Annotated in this window: 15 protein-coding genes; 9 read left to right on the top strand and 6 right to left on the bottom strand. The window is 59.8% G+C overall.

The window, feature by feature from the left end; translation table 11 throughout:
• Window positions 1-22 precede the first annotated feature (22 nt).
• Both AFK24_RS19110 and AFK24_RS19105 read left to right on the top strand, forming a co-directional pair.
• Window positions 23-511 (top strand): (2Fe-2S)-binding protein, encoded by a 489-nt coding sequence (locus AFK24_RS19110; RefSeq protein ID WP_065834719.1) that lies wholly within the window; start codon window positions 23-25, stop codon window positions 509-511.
• Window positions 512-524: 13 nt separating this feature from the next.
• Window positions 525-4079 carry a molybdopterin cofactor-binding domain-containing protein gene (locus AFK24_RS19105; protein WP_065834718.1) on the top strand — a complete coding sequence of 1185 codons (3555 nt, stop codon included), beginning with the start codon at window positions 525-527 and terminating at the stop codon, window positions 4077-4079.
• Between the two features lie 84 nt (window positions 4080-4163).
• Here the strand turns inward: AFK24_RS19105 and pssA are convergent, their stop codons facing one another.
• Together pssA and AFK24_RS19090 are read right to left on the bottom strand one after the other, a co-directional pair.
• Complete coding sequence (pssA, locus tag AFK24_RS19100) at window positions 4164-5507, bottom strand: CDP-diacylglycerol--serine O-phosphatidyltransferase (RefSeq protein WP_065834717.1); 1344 nt, start codon at window positions 5505-5507, stop codon at window positions 4164-4166.
• Window positions 5508-5891: 384 nt separating this feature from the next.
• Window positions 5892-7049: a glycerophosphodiester phosphodiesterase gene (locus AFK24_RS19090; RefSeq protein ID WP_065834715.1), complete on the bottom strand. Its 1158-nt coding sequence runs from the start codon at window positions 7047-7049 to the stop codon at window positions 5892-5894.
• Window positions 7050-7297: 248 nt separating this feature from the next.
• Here AFK24_RS19090 and AFK24_RS19085 point away from each other — a divergent pair, with 248 nt between their 5' ends.
• Window positions 7298-8641 (top strand): sensor domain-containing protein, encoded by a 1344-nt coding sequence (locus tag AFK24_RS19085; protein ID WP_065834714.1) that lies wholly within the window; start codon window positions 7298-7300, stop codon window positions 8639-8641.
• 12 nt (window positions 8642-8653) lie between these two features.
• On the opposite strand, the gene AFK24_RS19080 is transcribed toward AFK24_RS19085, so the two are convergent.
• On the bottom strand, window positions 8654-9103 hold the full coding sequence (locus tag AFK24_RS19080) for a DUF2442 domain-containing protein (RefSeq protein ID WP_065834713.1): 450 nt from the start codon (window positions 9101-9103) through the stop codon (window positions 8654-8656).
• On the bottom strand, window positions 9100-9528 hold the full coding sequence (locus AFK24_RS30065) for a DUF4160 domain-containing protein (protein ID WP_080482211.1): 429 nt from the start codon (window positions 9526-9528) through the stop codon (window positions 9100-9102). Before AFK24_RS30065 ends, AFK24_RS19080 begins: the two co-directional genes overlap by 4 nt.
• A gap of 317 nt (window positions 9529-9845) precedes the next feature.
• Between AFK24_RS30065 and AFK24_RS19075 the strand changes: the two genes are divergently transcribed.
• The 3 genes from AFK24_RS19075 (at window position 9846) to AFK24_RS19065 (ending at window position 12602) form a co-directional block, all read left to right on the top strand.
• Window positions 9846-10781, top strand: coding sequence for a 2-hydroxyacid dehydrogenase (locus tag AFK24_RS19075; RefSeq protein ID WP_065834712.1), 936 nt, complete (start codon window positions 9846-9848; stop codon window positions 10779-10781).
• Window positions 10782-10909: 128 nt separating this feature from the next.
• The gene (locus AFK24_RS19070) at window positions 10910-11605 is read left to right on the top strand and encodes a fumarylacetoacetate hydrolase family protein (protein WP_065834711.1); all 696 of its coding nucleotides are present in this window, start codon (window positions 10910-10912) and stop codon (window positions 11603-11605) included.
• Window positions 11606-11687: 82 nt separating this feature from the next.
• On the top strand, window positions 11688-12602 hold the full coding sequence (locus AFK24_RS19065; protein ID WP_065834710.1) for a helix-turn-helix transcriptional regulator: 915 nt from the start codon (window positions 11688-11690) through the stop codon (window positions 12600-12602).
• Between the two features lie 268 nt (window positions 12603-12870).
• Here AFK24_RS19065 and AFK24_RS19060 read toward each other — a convergent pair whose 3' ends face one another.
• The gene (locus AFK24_RS19060; protein WP_065834709.1) at window positions 12871-13800 is read right to left on the bottom strand and encodes a LysR family transcriptional regulator; all 930 of its coding nucleotides are present in this window, start codon (window positions 13798-13800) and stop codon (window positions 12871-12873) included.
• Between the two features lie 52 nt (window positions 13801-13852).
• On the opposite strand from AFK24_RS19060, the gene AFK24_RS19055 reads away from it, so the two are divergent.
• The 3 genes from AFK24_RS19055 (at window position 13853) to AFK24_RS19045 (ending at window position 15953) form a co-directional block, all read left to right on the top strand.
• A complete protein-coding gene (locus AFK24_RS19055) occupies window positions 13853-14578 on the top strand; it encodes a CTP synthase C-terminal region-related (seleno)protein (RefSeq protein WP_065834708.1) in 726 nt (241 codons plus the stop codon).
• Between the two features lie 214 nt (window positions 14579-14792).
• Window positions 14793-15359 carry a YbhB/YbcL family Raf kinase inhibitor-like protein gene (locus AFK24_RS19050; RefSeq protein WP_065834707.1) on the top strand — a complete coding sequence of 189 codons (567 nt, stop codon included), beginning with the start codon at window positions 14793-14795 and terminating at the stop codon, window positions 15357-15359.
• Window positions 15360-15458: 99 nt separating this feature from the next.
• Entirely contained in the window at window positions 15459-15953 is a 495-nt protein-coding gene (locus tag AFK24_RS19045; RefSeq protein WP_065834706.1) for a MarR family winged helix-turn-helix transcriptional regulator, read from the top strand.
• Between the two features lie 63 nt (window positions 15954-16016).
• Here the strand turns inward: AFK24_RS19045 and AFK24_RS19040 are convergent, their stop codons facing one another.
• Window positions 16017-17435 (bottom strand): short-chain fatty acid transporter, encoded by a 1419-nt coding sequence (locus tag AFK24_RS19040; protein ID WP_065834705.1) that lies wholly within the window; start codon window positions 17433-17435, stop codon window positions 16017-16019.
• Between the last annotated feature and the right edge of the window lie 96 nt (window positions 17436-17531).

The following is a 17531-nucleotide window of genomic DNA, read 5'->3' as shown; positions in this document are numbered from 1 at the left end:
TTTTGAAAAGGGAGAGCAATCCATGGGCGAGCCCGTCATGGCACCTGAAAGGACCGTGACCTTGCGGGTCAATGGCCAGACCGCTGCTGTCACCGCCATGCTTGATACACCGCTGTTACTGGTGTTGCGCAATGACTTGCAACTCAACGGCCCGAAATACGGCTGCGGGTTGGGGGAATGCGGCGCGTGCACGGTGACCATCGACGGGATTGCCGCGCGCGCTTGTGTGTTTCCCCTGAGCGGCGCCCAAGGGCGGGAAATCACCACCCTGGAGGGCCTCGGTAACCGCCAGCGTCCACATCCGGTGCAACAGGCATTCATCGACGAGCAGGCCGCGCAATGCGGCTACTGCATGAACGGCATGATCATGACCGCCAAGGCGCTGCTTGATCGTATCCCCCAGCCTACTGACGCAGAGATTCGCCACGAGCTGTCGGGCAATCTCTGCCGCTGCGGCACCCACCTTGAAATACTTCGTGCGGTGCGGCGTGCCGCGCGCCAGACGTCTTGAACGGATCACCCTCATGCCTCAAGCCTTGCTGAACCGTGACCAATTGCTGGCCAAGACCGGCGTGCTGCTGATCATCGACACCATCGAACCGTCCTCGGCACCGCTGGCCAAAGGCGGTGTGCCGGTGCTCAAACCGCCAGAGAAGGCGCTGTTCATCGCGGTCAACGATGACGGCCATGTCTATGCATTCAATGGTCATGTCGACCTTGGCACCGGGATTCGGACCGCGTTGGCGCAGATCGTCGCCGAAGAACTGGATGTGGCGCTGGATCAGGTGTGCATGATCCTGGGCGACACCGCCAATGCACCGGATCAGGGGCCGACCATTGCCAGCGCGACCATCCAGATTGCCGCGATCCCCTTGCGCAATGCCGCAGCAGAAGCGCGCCGCTTTCTGCTGCAACGCGCGGCTGAGCGTCTGGACGTCACGCTGGAATCGTTGAGCATCGAACGTGGAGAGGTGACGGCGGGTGATGGCAGGACGCTGAGCTTTGCCGAGCTGGTATCGAATGAGCACGACGAACTGGGTATTTCTGGTACTGCACCGCTGAAAGATGTCGCGACCTATCGTCTGGTTGGCAAGGGTGCGGCGCGGCTGGATATTCCCGGCAAAGCCACTGGCGAGCTGACCTACGTGCATGACATGCGCTTGCCGTACATGCTTCACGGTCGAGTGATTCGTCCGCCTTATGCGGGCCTGGACAGTGGCGACTTCGTCGGTAACAGCCTGCTGGAAGTTGACGAAGCGTCGATCGCCCAGGTTCCGGGTGTAGTCCGGGTGGTGGTGATTCGTGATTTTGTCGGCGTGGTTGCGTTGCGTGAAGAACAGGCCGCCAAGGCTGCGCAGCTGCTCAAGGTCACCTGGAAAGACTGGAATCACAAGTTGCCGGACATGGATGATGTTGCCCAGGCGATCCGCGCCAACCCCCGCGTGCAGCGGGTAGTGCTGGATCAGGGCGATATCGAAAACGCACTCGCCCAAGCCAGCCAGCGCATGCCGCGTCGCTATGTCTGGCCGTACCAGATGCATGCCTCCATCGGCCCATCGTGCGCGCTGGCGGATTATCAGCCAGCGGGCTTGCGCGTCTGGTCCGGCACGCAGAACCCGCACCTGCTGCGCGCTGACCTGGCCTGGCTGCTGGAATATCCCGAGGAGCGCATCGAGATCATCCGCATGGAAGCTTCTGGCTGTTACGGGCGCAACTGTGCCGATGATGTGAGCGCTGACGCCGCTTTGCTGTCCCGCGCCGTTGGTTTGCCGGTGCGCGTGCAGCTGACTCGCGAACAGGAACATGTCTGGGAACCCAAGGGCGCGGCCCAGCTGATGGAAGTCGATGGCGGCTTGAACGCCGACGGCGGAGTGGCCGGTTATGACTTTCAGACCAGCTATCCGTCCAACGACGCGCCAACTCTGGCGTTGTTGCTGACCGCTCGCGTCGAGCCGGTGGCGGCGTTGTTCGAGATGGGCGATCGCACTTCGGTTGCGCCTTATGATTTCGAGCATATGCGCGTCACCATCAACGACATGGCGCCCATGGTCCGCGCGTCGTGGATGCGTGGGGTGTCGGCGCTGCCCAACACATTTGCCCACGAATCCTATATCGATGAGCTGGCCTTCGCGGCGGGGGTTGATCCTGTCGAATATCGTCTGCGTTATCTGCATGACGAGCGCGGCGCAGAGTTGGTCAGGGCCACCGCAGCCCGCGCACAGTGGACACCACGCATCGAGCCTAAGTCGATACCTGAACAGGACAACGTGTTGCGCGGACGCGGCTTTGCCTACGCGCGTTATATGCACAGCAAATTTCCCGGTTCCGGCGCAGCGTGGGCGGCGTGGGTGGCCGACGTTGCAGTGGACAGGCTGAGCGGCGAAGTGTCGGTGACGCGCGTGGTGGTGGGGCATGACGCTGGCATGATGATCAACCCGGCGGGGGTGCAACATCAGATTCATGGCAATGTCATCCAGGCCACCAGCCGCGTACTCAAGGAGCAGGTGACTTTCGAACGATCTACGGTCGCCAGCAAGGAGTGGGGCGGTTATCCCATCCTGACCTTCCCGCAGGTGCCGGACATCGATGTGTTGATGATGCCGCGCCAGAATGAGTCGCCGCTGGGGGCGGGGGAGTCGGCCGCGGTACCCAGCGCGGCCGCCATTGCCAATGCGATCTACGACGCCACCGGAATCCGCTTTCGCGAACTGCCGATCACTGCCGAGCGGGTGCTGGCTGCGCTCAACGGTGCAGATGCCAAAACCGAGGGCCATGCACCTGTACCTCTGAAAGCCAAACGCTTCAGAGGATTGTTTGGTTCGATCATTTTGGCATTCGGCGCATTGCTGGGCAGCGCATGGCCCTGGCGAGCGGAAATTGCACCCATCGCGCCACCCGACCCGGGCACCTGGTCAGCCGCTGCTCTGGAACGTGGTCGATTGCTGGCGGCGGCGGGGGACTGCGCGGTCTGTCACACCGCGCCAGGCGGGGCAAGTAATGCGGGCGGGCGAGCCCTGCAAACACCATTTGGCACCCTTTACACCCGCAACATCACTCCGGACGCGCAAACCGGGATCGGTAACTGGTCGTATCCGGCCTTCGAGCGGGCCATGCGCGAGGGTATCAGCCGCGATGGCAAGCATCTGTATCCGGCATTCCCTTACACCGCATTCAGAACTATCACTGATGCCGACATGCAGGCGCTCTACGCCTGGCTGATGGCGCAGACACCCGTCAGCCAGCCGGCCAGAAGCAACGAGCTGCGTTATCCGTGGAACTTGCGCCCTATGCTGGCTGGCTGGAATGCGTTGTTTTTGCGCAAGGGGGAGTTCAAGGCTCAAGCCGATCGCAGCGAGCAGTGGAATCGCGGTGCGTATCTGGTCAACGGCCTTGGGCATTGCGCGGCCTGTCACTCGCCGCGTAACGCGCTGGGGGCGCAGAAAGACGGTGCGTGGTTTCTGGCTGGTGGCACAGTGGATGGCTGGCAAGCGCCAGCGCTTAACGGCCTTTCGCAAGCACCGACGCCCTGGACCGAGGAGCAACTGTTCACCTACCTGAGCACCGGCTATTCCGAGGCCCATGGCGTGGCGGCCGGTCCCATGGGGCCGGTGGTCAGCGAGCTGGCCAGGTTGCCCACCGCTGACATTCGCGCCATGGCTGATTATCTAGTTTCGCTGGATGCATCGGCCTTGTCCCAGCGGCAGCCTGACGACGCATTGATGCCCAAGCCGACGCTGGCGTCATTGAACCGGGGCAAGCGCATTTTCGAAGGCGCCTGTCAGGGTTGTCATGCGGATGGAAAAGGGCCGAAGTTGTTTGGTGTCAGTCCATCACTGGCCAGCAATACCAACCTGCACAGCCAGCAACCCGACAACCTGCTGAAGATTATCCTGAACGGCATTCCGACCCCGGCGACTCAGGATCTGGGATACATGCCGGGCTTCAAGGACAGTTTGTCGGATACGCAAATCAGCGAATTGACGGCGTACCTGCGCAACCGATTTGCGCCGAATCAGCCCCAGTGGCTCGGCGTAAGGGCGAAAGTGGCCCAGTTGCGGGCCAATCCGGGAACGCATTGAACGCATGACCTGAATGACTCCGGTTTCACGGACTTACCTCCGACAGGTAGGAGGGGACTTGTCCCCGAAAGCTTCAGGCGCGCCTCACAGGATGCGATACAGCAACCGCTCGGCACGCACCCGGCTAACCCGGCGCAGAAAGGTTCTGACAGCGACCGGATATTCCATGAGGGTATCCAGTTCGTCGTATTTGCCGACGCGTTGGGTGTTGCGCATCAGGCTTTCGATTTCGGCTTGCCGTGCGCCGGTCCATTGGCCTTTGGGGTCGTCAATCAGCAGGCCGTTTTCCAGGTCCAGATTGAAGGCCCGCGGGTTCAGGTTATTGCCGGTCAGCAAGGTGTAGCGGTCGTCGATCCACATGCCCTTGAGGTGAAAGGTGTTATCGCCTTCCTTCCACAGATGCAGATTCAATTGGTGACGGGCGATGGAGGTTTTGTGCTTCTGGGCAAAGCGCCGCAAGCTGATTTCGTAAAGGTACGGCAGCGCGGAAATGACCTTGAATGGCTCATCAGGCGGGATGAAGAAGTCATTGGCCTTCTTGTCGCCAATGATGATGTCGACTTTTACGCCACGCTTGAGCGCGCGGTTGATTTCCCGCGTCACCGCCAGCGGCACGTTGAAATAAGGCGTGCAAATGGTCAGCTGGGTTTTGCTGGCCGCGATCAGTTCGAGGATCGTGCGATTGAGCGGGTTGCGTGGGCCGACTCCCAGCAAGGGAATGATCCGCAACTCACCGTTCTCCGCGACGCCGGCTGAAGTGTCGTATACGGCGCGCTTGAGATGGTTGCGAAAGGCACGGATTTCGCCACGCAGGCTACGGGACGTCGGTGGCGAAGGCAGGTCCAGGCGATGCACCGCGCCGGACGGCAGAATGTCGCGCTGCACCATATCCTGAAACGAGTCGGCCAACGGCTTGCTGTCCACTACGTGATAGCGGTCCAGACGGTATTTATCAAGCTTGTGCAGGTACACATTATTGATGCTGGCGCCGCTGTAGATCACCGCGTCATCGATCACGCTGCCTTTCAAGTGCAGGACTCCAAACAGCTCGCGGGTCTGCACCGGCACACCGTAGATCGGCACTTCCTCGTCATATTCCAGATTCTGCGCCTGATACCAGGTGGAATTGCCCGGCTGGCGTCCCGCGCCGATCAGGCCACGCTGCGCTCGGAACCAGTCCACCAGCACCACCACATCCAGCTCGGGCCTGGCGGCTTTGGCGGCGTACAGTGCGTCGAGTATTTCCTGGCCGGCTTCGTCCTGCTGCAAGTACAAGGCGATGATGTAAATACGCCGGGTCGCCGAGGCGATTTTCTCCAGCAGGCAGCGACGGTAATCAGCGGCAGTGGGCAGAATCGTGAGGGCATCGCCGGGCAAGACAAAACCGCGCAGCGCTGCAAGGGTAGAGCGTCGGAAGTTGGACCGCATAAGCCTCTCGAAGGGGTAAACCAACAGCGCACGAGCTTACACCAGAGTCGAGGTCAGGTCGTGGATGCTCTGCCGATGATCGCCAAACCTCTGCTTCGTGGGAGCGAGGCCGGCACATCTGCCGAAGCTCCAAACCAGAACCGACGCCTTCGCGAACAAGTTCGCTCCCACAGTTGCGTTCCGGTGAATCTGTGGGAGCGAGGCTTGCCCGCGAAGAGGCCGGTACATGCGCCGAGGTTCCAAACCAGAAACGACGCCTTCGCGGGCAAGCCTCGCTCCAACGGGCCGTAGACAATCTGGAATATTGCCTTCGCGAGCAAGTTCGCTCCAAAGAATCGCATTCAACCAGTGGTTTATGCGTCGTCAGATGAGCGCACCAGCCCCTCAGTAGCCGTTGCGCTTCAAGATTGCATCCATGCTTTCTTTCGCCGGCCGACCATAGAACTTCAGCAACTGCGAAGCACGGTTGGTAAAGAAACCATCCACGCCGTCATCGCTGACTTTCTTGAAATCCATTTCGTCATCGACGGTATAGGGATGCACCACCAGCCCCTTGTCGTGGGCCATCTTGTTCATCCAGGGTTTGACCAGATCCATGTAGCTCTGATCGCCACCGTGGGTGAGCTTGGTTGAAGGACCGGTGCCAATCGCGCCATGGGCCTTGGCCCAATCCATCCAGGCGGCAAACTCCGCTTCGGATTTGACCTCCTGCGCGCCGTAGTAGCTGGCCTTGTCCTTGAAGCCGGAATCCTTGAATGCCACGCTGGATTTCGGTTCGATCGATCCTTCACCGATCCACAACAGCAGTACTTTCGGTACTTGCGGCATTTCTTGTTGCAGCAGTTCCAGACTTGGCTTCTCGAAAGTCTGCAACACCACACGGCCCGGCATGTGCGCCACGTTGACATGACCTGCGCCTGCTGCCGGCCGCGAAGTCAGCCAGCCACGCTTGTCCAGATTCTTTTTCAGGTCGGCTTCAATGCCGGGAAACTGCGCAGGAACTTTGGTTTCGATATACAGGCCGGGCTTGTTGCTGCCACCTTCGGCGATGTCGATCACTTCATCCAGGGTCAGGATCTGCAACCCGGCATAGCTGGCGCGCGCTCGGTCGGGGTAGGCCTTGTTGAACCAGGATCCAGCGTCGAGCTGCTTGAGTTCGGCGAGGGTAAAGGTGCTGACCGGATCCTTGGCGCGCGCGGGGAAAACTTCGGCGACGTTGGTGGTGCGTACCAGTGTGTCGTCATGCAAGGCGATCAGCACGCCGTCCTTGGTGCGCTGAATGTCCATTTCGAGATAATCCGCCCCCAGTTCACGGGCCAAGGTATAGGCCGGAATGGTTTCTTCCGGCGCGTCAAACGAGGCGCCGCGATGGGCAATGACCGCAGGCCATGGCAAACCGATTTTTTCGCTCAATGCCTTGCCCGGTGCTTCGGCCGAAACCGCAACTGCCGATGACAGCATCAAGCTTGTGAATACACTCGCGGCCAACAGGTGGACAATCGGCGTTTTACGGAACAGGTTGTTCGACATTCCTTTCAACATGGGCGTGTAATTCCTTCTGATCGTCATGGATGACTGTCTTGATCCGCGCAAAGCTTTAACAGCATCAGGCAGGCCCAGCAAGGCGCCTGTCGCTTACGGATGAGTCATGTCGCACTCAAACGCAGGGTTTTCGAGAGGGTTGTAGCTCATTGGCACGCATTTGGGCACTATGAACCTTCATTTGTTATCAGCTTGCATGGCAAATGAGTCCACCCCGTGAACGCGAGATCTTCCAGGCAGTCTTTTTTATGGAAACCAATACTTACGCGGCGCTGGTGGGTTTCGTCGATATGCTCATGGACGCCATTTGCGTAGTCGACTCGCGAGGCCGTTATGTGTATGTCAGTGCCGCCAGCGAGCGGATTTTCGGCTATTCACCCGCCGAGCTGGTGGGCAAGCAGATGCTCGACCTGGTTCACCCGGATGACCGGGAGCGCACGTTAGCTGCGGCTCGGGATATCATGACCGGCCAGCCCAAGTTGCATTTCGAGAATCGCTACATTCATAAAGACGGGCATGTCGTTCACATCATGTGGTCGGCGCGTTGGTCCGAGGTGGACCGTTTACGGATTGCGGTAGCCCGTGATATCACTGAGCTAAAGCGTTCAGAGGCCTTGCGCCAGGCACTGTTCGATATTTCCGAAGCGGCTCATACGGCGGGGGATCTGGTCGAACTGTTTCGGCACATGCATGAAATCATCGGCACATTGCTGCCTGCGCAGAATTTCTCGGTAGCGCTGTTCGACCCGCTGCGTGCGCAGTTGAACTTCCCCTATCACATCGATGAACAGGACCCGTTGCGGCAAAGTCCGGTGGCACAAACCCTGGCCCTGGAAATAGCTGCCACGGGTGCCGCTGTGCTTTTTTGTGGGCAAAAGAAAGCTTCGCTGTCGCAAACCCTGATCAGCCTGATGGACGACAATTCATCATGCTGGCTCGGTGTGCCACTCAACGCGCAAAGCGGAACCATTGGCGCGTTGATGGTTAAAGGCCACAGCGGCGAAGGACACTACAGCGAACAGGATCAGGAGCTTTTGCAGTTCATCGCCAATCAGGCAACCGCCGCCATCGAGCGTCAGCGGATGCACGAGCGTCTGCAGCAGATGGCGCAATTCGACCCGTTGACCCACTTGCCCAACCGGATGTTGTTGCATGAGCGGCTGCTCGGTTCCCTGGAACACGCACGGCTTAGCGACGGAAAGCTGGCGGTACTTTATCTGGACCTGGATAAATTCAAGCTGGTCAACGACACGTTCGGACATGCCGCAGGTGACGCACTCTTGCAGGAAGTCGCCCGGCGCCTTATTCAATGCGTCCGTGAAACGGACACGGTCGCGCGGATTGGCGGGGACGAATTCATCGTTTTGCTGGACCGTATCAACAAGGAAGAAGACGCCAATATCGTCGCCCGCAAAATCCTCGTCGGCCTCAATGAACCGATTAATTTCAACGGCGTTGACTGGCCGATAATGCCCAGCATCGGCGTCGCCCACTTCCCGGACGACGGCGCGGACCTCGCGCAGCTGTTCAAATACGCCGACGAGGCGATGTATCTGGCGAAGAAAAACGGCGGCAACCGGTTTCAGGGATGAAGCCAGTGCTCATCAGCCGGTAACCAGCTTGCGGGGTCGCCCGCCTTTCGCGCCGTTTTGCCGGGCGGCCTGAGCTTTGGCGCTGCTGCTGCGGCTGCCATTACGGGCGGCGATCATGCAGGCGGCCATCTCCATCAGCGGCACGCTGGCGGAAATCAGCCCGGCGATCGACACATGCAGATCACGTGCTTCCAGACACACAGCACTGCCACCGAAACCCAACTCCAGGCTTTCAAGCTCCTGAATGCTCAAGTGGGCCAGTTCTGGGTAATTCCTGACCGGCAACGCGATTGCACACTGATCGGCAAACCCGATCAGCAAGGCTTTCTGTGCTGGCAGGAACTCCACCGTGGATGCCAGCAGGCCGGCATTACGCCGCTTGCGCCCTTGTTCCCTTGCCTGTTGCAGCCCTTGTTCGGTGATCACTTCATCGAACAGATCGACGGCTTTCACTGTTTTCATAATTCAATCTCCAAAAATGCAGGCTCGCCTGCCAGTCGTAAGCGGGTTCGATAAGCGCTGGCGTCGAAGTCTGCCGACAAGATCGCCAATGCTTGAGCCGGTTGCATTTGCGGGCTTACCACTTGCGCCGAGTTCATGTCCCACTGCTGATTCTCCAGGCAAAGCGTCTGTCGACTTCGCCACCAACATTCCCTTGCCTTGCGCAGAACATCTCGGCGGCGTATGAGCCGCCGAAGCTCTTCAAGCTCCGCGACACAGGGTTCGTTTTGCGCCGGTACCACATCCCAAAGCCGAACGCCGTTATGCCAGAAGCTGAACAGGAAACGTGCGTCCCACTCATGATTCCCGACATGCACATGAGGAGGGCAATGTTCGTTTCGGGTTAATACCGCGATGGTCAGTCCTTTGTGTTTGCCTATGCGCATCAATAACCCATCTGTTAGGTTTAGAGTTTACGCCCAAAAAAAAGTGACGCAAGGGGGGGCTGCTGTCCTTGCAGGGATTGAGCGCAACCAGAGTTCAGCGCAAATCCGTAGCGCTGACCAGGTTGCAGGCGATACAAGATTTAACGGCGCAACGAGGCGGTCAATGTCCGTAGCGCTGCGCTGATATTTCTGACTTGAGCTGTTTTTAACGCCTACATGCTCTGTATCCCTGCCAGGAATCTGGCAAAGACCTCTGCCCAAGCGCGCAGAGTCGCGTTACTGTTTGGGTCTTTCAGCGGATTTTTCTGGAGCCCAGCATGACAACGACGGTCCTGGTACTGGTCGAAAGTGTTAACGAGTATTTGCCGATTCTGGAAAACAGTGGTTTCCGGCTGATTCTTGCGCCAACGCCAGCGATGCGCGCCGAGGCGATTGCGACGCGTGGCGCGGAAATCACCGCAGTGCTGACTCGCGGGCCGTTGGGATTTGAAGCGCACGAGATGGACGCTTTGCCCGACTTGAAGATCATTTGTGTGATCGGCGCCGGCTATGAGCGTGTCGACCTGCCTGCGGCCGAGGCGCGGGGCATTGTCGTGACCAATGGTGCCGGGGTGAATGCGCCAACGGTGGCCGATCATGCGATGTCGTTGCTGTTGTCCATCGTGCGCGATATTCCTCAGGCCGATGCGTCGGTGCGCCGCAGCGAGTGGCGCAAGCTGACCCGGCCATCGTTCGAGGGCAAGCGTCTGGGTATCCTGGGTCTTGGCGCGGTTGGCATGGCTATCGCTCGTCGAGCTGCGGGCTTTGACATGCTTGTGAATTATCACAGCCGCTCGCCGCGCAATGATGTGGATTACACCTACTGCGCGACGCCGCTGGAATTGGCCAGTGCTTCGGATTTCCTGATCGTCGCCACACCCGGCGGGGCGGGCACCCGGCACTTGATCGACAGCGCGGCCCTTGATGCTTTGGGGGCTGAGGGCTTTATCGTCAATATCGCCCGCGCCAGCGTCATCGACACCGATGCGCTGCTCCAGGCCTTGCAGCAGCAGCGCATCGCTGGCGCGGCGCTGGACGTCTTTGATGATGAGCCTCAGGTGCCCGACGCACTCAAGACCCTGAATAACGTGATCCTTTCGCCCCATGTAGCAGGATTGTCGCCGGAAGCGTCCCGTGGGACTGTGCAGCTGGTCGCGGATAATCTGCTGGCATTCTTCGCTGGCAAGCCGGTATTGACGCCGGTGCACAGCTGATCGTTCGAGCTGCACTTGCGTTGTTTCGTCCATAAGCCCGGTGGATCTGTACAAGCCGTTCGCCCGGAAAATGCCCAGACTCTGCTCATCGCCTGATTCTTTCAGGCACTGCCCTGAAGGAGAGGACCATGAGCGAGTTTGTCATTGCACCTGTTGAAACCCCGTCGTTGGCCGTTGAGGGCACGACCAGCCGGTTTCCCATCCGCCGGGTGTTTTGTGTCGGTCGCAACTATTCCGAACATGCCCGGGAAATGGGTCACGATCCAGACCGTGAACCGCCGTTCTTCTTCATGAAGCCTGCCGATGCAGTGGTTGCCGCCGAGGGCAGCATCGCCTATCCGCCGCTGACCCGGGATCTGCATCACGAAGTTGAATTGGTAGTGGCGATTGGCAAAGACGGTGTTGATATCGCCCCGCAAGACGCGCTGGACCATGTTTGGGGTTACGCGGTCGGGCTGGATTTGACCCGGCGTGACCTGCAAGGTGTGGCGAAGAAGGCTGGGCGTCCATGGGAATGGGGCAAGGCGTTCGATCAGTCAGCACCGGCCACGCCTCTGGTGCCGGCCAGCCGCATCGGTCATCCGGATAAAGGTTTGATCTGGCTGGACGTCAACGGTGCCGAGCGTCAACGCGGCGATCTGGCGGATCAGATCTGGTCAGTCAAGGATGTGATTGCTTATATTTCCCAGTCTGTGGCGCTCAAGGCCGGCGACCTGATCTACACCGGCACCCCAGCGGGCGTTGCGGCGTTGCAACCTGGCGATGTGCTCACCGGTGGCGTCGAAGGCATCGGGCAGTTTTCCCTGACCGTTGCAGCGCGCTGAAGCACGACGAAGCAGTTGGTCCGACCGTTGCCCTTGCACTACCATGCAACGGTCTTGGCCCAGCGAATCAGGTGCGTCACCGATGGTCAGTCTGTCCAGCATCCCTACCTACGATATGCAGCAGCGCAGTGATCGTGACGATTTTTACATCCGTGACAAATCTGCCCGGCCTGCGCTGACAACGCCCCATCGACATGAGTATTTCCAGATCCAGATCAACCTGGGTGGCGACACCGTGCAGCACATCGGCGGGGCGGTTCGACCGTTCCCGCGCAATACCCTGGCGTTCATCCTGCCGCATCGGCTGCACGTGATTCCCCATCCTGATGATGGAAATTTCATGCTGATCAATTTTTCCCAGGATTTTCTGCTGCAACACCTGCACTGCGACTCGCTGGACCTGGAAGACGTGCCCATGGAAGAAGCCCCTGAACTGGCGCCGTTTCGCTTTCAGGAACATCTCGATTTCATCTTCAACGACGACCAGTTCGCAAGGCTGCAAGGCTTGCTGCAAACCATGCGTGACCTGGACCGCACACGCCAGTTGGGCACCGGCATGATGCTGCGTGGCTGCCTGCTGCAATTGATTGGACACGTCTGTGATCTCTATCAGGACCAATTGATGGCGCTTTCGACGGGCAAGGCGCACAAGCGCGGTCGACGCGATGCCTTGGGTCGCGTCATGGATTACATTCGCCAGCACCTCGACAACCCGGCCATCAGCCTTAAGGACGCAGCTGCCGCAGCGTTTCTGTCGCCCAACTATTTGACCCATCTTTTGCGCAAGGAAACCGGCAGCAGTTTCTCGGAACTGGTGCTCGAACGGCGTATGCGCCTGGCGCGCAGTCACTTGAGCAACAGCACTCAATCCATCAGCCATATTGCCCAGGCCTGTGGTTTCGCCGATGAAGCCTACTTCTCGCGCCGATTTCGTCAGGTAAACGGCATGCCGCCGGGGCAGTTTCGGCGGCAGGTGCGCGAAGGATCGCAGTGCTGAATACCCGTGGAACCGGATTTATCCGGGAAGACTCGGCGCGATTCTGTGGGACCGGATTTATCCGGGAAGACGTCGGTCCAGTCAGCGAGATAGTCGGAACCGATCCCGGCCCCTTCGCGAATAAATTCGCTCCCACGATTTTGAAATCGATGGGGTCTTGTAGGAACGGATTTATCCGGGAGGACGTTGGTTCAGACAACACGTCGGCGGCGTCTGGGGGTTGCTCCCAAACATAGAATCTCCCACAGGTTTAACGCACCCAGTGCTCTCACAGCTGCGGCAAGCGAATCCCCCGCGTCAACTCGGTAAACAACGCCGACACCGAGCGCAGGGCGCGGCAATCCGGGCGGGTCAGCAGCCACAGAGCGCTGTCATAACCGGCCAGAGGTTCACCCAGCGTTTGCAGCTGTGGACTGTTGGCCAGCTGAAAGTCCGGCAGCGCCGCAATGCCCATTCCCGCCTTGACCAACTCGGCTACCGCCATCATCGAGCTGCAACGATAGGCGAGATTGATGCCGGGCAATTGCTGTCGCCGCCAGGTGACGGTGGGATGGTCGGGGAGAAAATCGTCGGGAGCGATCCAGTCCATCAGGGCAGGCTCGTCATGGCCGATCCGCTGCAGATAATCCGTACTTGCACAAAGCACGTAGGACACCGTTCCGAGCCGGTTGCCCACCAGATGCTCCGGCGGACTGGTGGTTAGCCGCAAGGCGATGTCGGCGTCCCGGCGGCTGAGGTTGGCGAACGTGCTGGAGGTGTTGAGCTCCAGCTTGAGGGCCGGGTAACCGGGCATGAAACGCGTCAGCGCAGGCAGCAACAGGCTTTGCAACACCGCTTCGGTACATGTCAGGCGCACCGTGCCGCTGACCACTTCGCGACCCTGTTCCAGGCTGATTTGCGCCAGTTCCAGCGCCTGCTCGGCATCTTCGGCCTGCTTGGCCAGGGTTAGCGCCGCTCCGGTCGGCCGGTACCCGGCTCGGTTCTTGTCGAACAGCGCACTGCCCAGTGCTGCTTCAAGCCGCCGCACCGAGCGGAACACGGTAGAGACATCGACCTTGAGCAGTTCGGCGGTCCGCGCCAGCGTCTTGCCACGCACCAGCGCCAGGATCAATGCGAGGTCAGAATGATTGAGTCGATAGTGCGCGGGTGCATTGATCACTTGTCTGAATGCCAATTTTGCTTGCGTGAACGCCAGCATATAGTCCCGGGCGGGCGATCAACAATAGATTGCCACCATCAGGGAGCAGGGCATGGAACAGGTGAGTCAGGCGGGCGATACGGTACGCATTGCCTTGGTCGGGGATTACAACGCAGGTGTGCCGGCGCATCGGGCGATTCCGCTCGCGCTGGAGATGGCCGCCAGTGCCGCAAACGTGCAAGTGGATTACAGCTGGGTACCGACGTCGCAGGTCCAGGATGGCGCTGGACTGACCGGTTTTGACGGAATCTGGTGTGTGCCGGCCAGTCCTTATCTGGACATGAACGGCGCGCTCACGGCGATTCGATATGCCCGAGAACGGCCGCTGCCGTTTCTGGGCACTTGCGGCGGCTTCCAGCATGCGTTGATTGAATACGCTCGCAACGTATTAGGCTGGCAGGACGCCGAGCACGCGGAAACTGCACCTGACTCAGCCAACGCGATCATCACACCGCTGACTTGCTCGCTGCTGGAGGTTGTTGCTGACATCTGTTTGCGCCCCGGTTCCTTGATTGCCCAGGCGTATGGAAAACTGGATATCGCCGAGTGCTATCAGTGTCGCTATGGTCTGCGGGCGGAACTGCAACAGGAGCTGTTTGCCGGGGCGCTGGGCGTCAGCGGCAGGGATAAAAACGGCGAGATCCGCGCCATCGAACTGCAAGGCCATCCGTTTTTCGTCGCCAGCCTGTTCCAGCCCGAGCGCGCTGCTCTGGCGGGAAGTCTGCCGCCGCTGGCTGCAGCTTTCCTGGGCGCCTGCCTGGAGTGCCGCCGTCGCTGATCTCGCTCTGACCTGTTGGCGCGAGGCTTGCCCGCGAAGGCGTCAATTCAGACGATAAGTATGTCGACTGGAATTCCGACTCGCGGGCAAGTCTCGCTCCAACGAATGGCTTCAAGGCTGTTTGCAAAAAGTCGACTCAGAGACAACGCTTCTGTAAATGGCGGGGTAGGGCTATCGTCCTCTACATACTGTTGCCATGAGCCGGGGAAGTCACATGCTGAGTCGTCTGTTGGGTCGAGTGTTGCGCGGGCGCAGTGCGACCGAAAACAAACTGATCTGGAACCAGAAAGCGGTGGCGTTTGCGCCGGTCAACATTGACCTGCGCAGTCCGGCATTCGCGTCGATGCAGCAGATTCCGGTATCGCATGTGGGTTCGGCCGCAGGCGGTAATTTGTCGCCAGCCCTTGAGTGGAGCGGTTTGCCGCCCGGCACCAAAGAGCTGGCATTGATCATCGAAGACGGCGATGCCGCGCTGCCGTTTGCCTTCGTGCATGCCATTGCCGTCGGTATCACGCCGGAACTCAACGGTTTGCCGGTCGGCGCGTTGAGCAGCGCTTCTCGTGGGTTGGTGACGCTGGGGCGCAACAGTTTTGGCAGCACCACTTATTCAGGGCCAAGCCCGTTACGCGGCCACGGTCCGCACCGCTACAGCTTTCAGTTATTGGCACTTGATCGCGCCTTGTATTTCGAAAGTCCGCCGAATCGCACGCAATTGCTCCGGGCGATGACCGGGGCGGTAATTGGTCGGGGCCGACTGGACGGGGTTCATGAGCGATCTTGATGTGTTCAGCTTTCACACTGTGAGTGTCGCAATGCGCCAGGCTGTGCCAGCATTCCGGTCTGTGCCACTTCCGACTGATGTTTCCCGGCAGGAAATTTTATGAATCATCGCCCCGATACTGCACCTGAGCTGCACATTCCCGACAGTTTGCGGGTGCCACCCAAAGTGCTTTGTCACGCCACCAGTTTGCGCAAGGCAACCCGGCGTATTTCCCAGCTCTACGATGCCGTCATGGCGCCCAGTGGTTTGCGTTCGACCCAGCGCTCGATCCTGATCCAGATTGCCCGCCACCAGGCCCCGGCGATGACTGAACTGGCGGCGATTCTGGTCATCGATCGCTCGGCGCTTGCGCAGAATCTCAAGCCGCTGGAGCGTGACGGGCTGGTGTCGGTCGAGGTCGATGCCGACGACCGACGCAGCCGTCGTGTGCGGCTCACCCAGTGTGGCGTGGATAAACTGCTCGAATCCCAGGCGTTGTGGGAAGAGGCTCAGCAGTGTTTTGAAACCAGACTCGGCAAACAGCAAGCCTGTGAACTGCGTGAGTTGCTGGGCAAGGTTGCCGCCCTGGATTACGGCGATGAGGCAGTTGATTAACCCGGATTGCCCGAGTTGCCACGCCTGGCACATGCATGCGCAAGGCGTGGCTGCGAACTCAAGTCACGGCATCATCGGCGGGATATAGCTCAACGTCTTACCCAGCGCCCACAACAGAAACAGTACCAGCGGCGTATGCACCAGCAACTGCACGAACGAAAAGCCGATCAGGTCGCGGGCTTTCAGACCCAGCACGCCCAGCAGTGGCAGCATGTAGAACGGGTTGATCAGGTTCGGCAAGGCTTCGGCAGCGTTGTAGATCTGCACCGCCCAGCCCAGGTGGTATTGGAGCTCGTTGGCGACTTGCATGACGTAGGGCGCTTCGATGATCCACTTGCCGCCACCCGACGGGATGAAGAAGCCCAGGACTGCCGAATAGACACCCATCAGCAACGCATAGGTATCGTGGGAGGCGATGCTGGTGAAGAACGTCGAGATGTGATGCGCCAAGGTTTGCGCGTCGCTGCCTTTGACCGTCGTCATCAATGCTGCAATCGAGCCGTACAGCGGGAACTGGATCAGCACGCCCGTGGTGGTGGGCACGGCGCGGGTGACGGCGTCGAGAAAGCTGCGTGGACGCCAGTGCAGCAGCGCGCCGAGCATGATGAACAGGAAGTTATACGTGTTCAGGCCGGAAATCGCGGTGATGGCCGGTTTGGTCGAAAACTCGTTGAACAGCCAGCCGGACGCCAGCAATACCATCAGGATAATCAGCAGCGGACTGTATTCCAGCCATTCGCCGGGACGGCTGCGCGGCGGCAGGGCTGGCAGGCTGAAAGCCGGATCGACGCCGCAGGCCTTGGCATCCTTGGCGCTATTCGGACCGGGGGCCGTGGCATAAGCCACCACCAGCGAGACGATGACCAACACCGCCAGCATCACGCCGGACTGCCAGAGGAAAATCGTTTCGGTGAACGGAATGACCCCGGTAATGGCCAGGATCGACGGAGGCAGGCTGCCGGGGTTGGCTTGCAGTTGCGCCGCCGATGAAGAAAGGCCCAATGCCCAGACCGCGCCGAGGCCCAGATACGCCGCCGCACCGGCAGCGCGATAATCCATGCGCAAGTCGGTTCGACGGGCGAGCGCGCGCACCAGCAGACCACCGAAGACCAGCGACAGGCCCCAGTTCAGCAACGAGGCGACCATGGATATCAGCGCCACCCAGGCCACGGCCGAGCGGCCATTTTTCGGGATGCGCGCCAGACGGTCGATCAACTTGACCGCTGGCGGTGAGCTGGCGACGACATAGCCGCCGATCACCACGAAGGCCATCTGCATGGTGAACGGGATCAGGCTCCAGAAACCGTCACCGAACGCCTTGGCCGCCTCGGCGGGGCGGGCACCCATGGCCAGGGTCGCAACCGTGACGATGACCACCGCCAGCGCAGCAAATACCCAGGAGTCAGGAAACCAGCGTTCCGCGAATTTCGCGCAACGCAGGGCAAAACGGGCATAGCGGCTTTCTTCGATATCGGCGGCCACGGGGTTTACCTCTTGGATTTATTTTTAGGGGGTGAAACCAAAACATGTAGGAGCGAGCTTGCTCGCGATGCGTTATATCCGCCGACAAATGTGTGG

It is taken from the genome of Pseudomonas syringae, assembly GCF_001698815.1.
Classification (GTDB): domain Bacteria; phylum Pseudomonadota; class Gammaproteobacteria; order Pseudomonadales; family Pseudomonadaceae; genus Aquipseudomonas; species Aquipseudomonas syringae_A.
The sequence above is the reverse complement of the archived record's forward strand: the minus strand, read 5'-3'. Positions and strand labels throughout refer to the sequence as shown.

Bases quoted from the DNA above. Each gene is read 5' to 3' on its own strand.
- AFK24_RS19110 (WP_065834719.1), top strand. From the start codon at position 23: ATGGGCGAGCCCGTCATGGCACCTGAAAGGACCGTGACCTTGCGGGTC.
- AFK24_RS19105 (WP_065834718.1), top strand. From the start codon at position 525: ATGCCTCAAGCCTTGCTGAACCGTGACCAATTGCTGGCCAAGACCGGC.
- pssA (WP_065834717.1), bottom strand. From the start codon at position 5,507: ATGCGGTCCAACTTCCGACGCTCTACCCTTGCAGCGCTGCGCGGTTTT.
- AFK24_RS19090 (WP_065834715.1), bottom strand. From the start codon at position 7,049: ATGTTGAAAGGAATGTCGAACAACCTGTTCCGTAAAACGCCGATTGTC.
- AFK24_RS19085 (WP_065834714.1), top strand. From the start codon at position 7,298: ATGGAAACCAATACTTACGCGGCGCTGGTGGGTTTCGTCGATATGCTC.
- AFK24_RS19080 (WP_065834713.1), bottom strand. From the start codon at position 9,103: ATGAAAACAGTGAAAGCCGTCGATCTGTTCGATGAAGTGATCACCGAA.
- AFK24_RS30065 (WP_080482211.1), bottom strand. From the start codon at position 9,528: ATGCGCATAGGCAAACACAAAGGACTGACCATCGCGGTATTAACCCGA.
- AFK24_RS19075 (WP_065834712.1), top strand. From the start codon at position 9,846: ATGACAACGACGGTCCTGGTACTGGTCGAAAGTGTTAACGAGTATTTG.
- AFK24_RS19070 (WP_065834711.1), top strand. From the start codon at position 10,910: ATGAGCGAGTTTGTCATTGCACCTGTTGAAACCCCGTCGTTGGCCGTT.
- AFK24_RS19065 (WP_065834710.1), top strand. From the start codon at position 11,688: ATGGTCAGTCTGTCCAGCATCCCTACCTACGATATGCAGCAGCGCAGT.
- AFK24_RS19060 (WP_065834709.1), bottom strand. From the start codon at position 13,800: ATGCTGGCGTTCACGCAAGCAAAATTGGCATTCAGACAAGTGATCAAT.
- AFK24_RS19055 (WP_065834708.1), top strand. From the start codon at position 13,853: ATGGAACAGGTGAGTCAGGCGGGCGATACGGTACGCATTGCCTTGGTC.
- AFK24_RS19050 (WP_065834707.1), top strand. From the start codon at position 14,793: ATGCTGAGTCGTCTGTTGGGTCGAGTGTTGCGCGGGCGCAGTGCGACC.
- AFK24_RS19045 (WP_065834706.1), top strand. From the start codon at position 15,459: ATGAATCATCGCCCCGATACTGCACCTGAGCTGCACATTCCCGACAGT.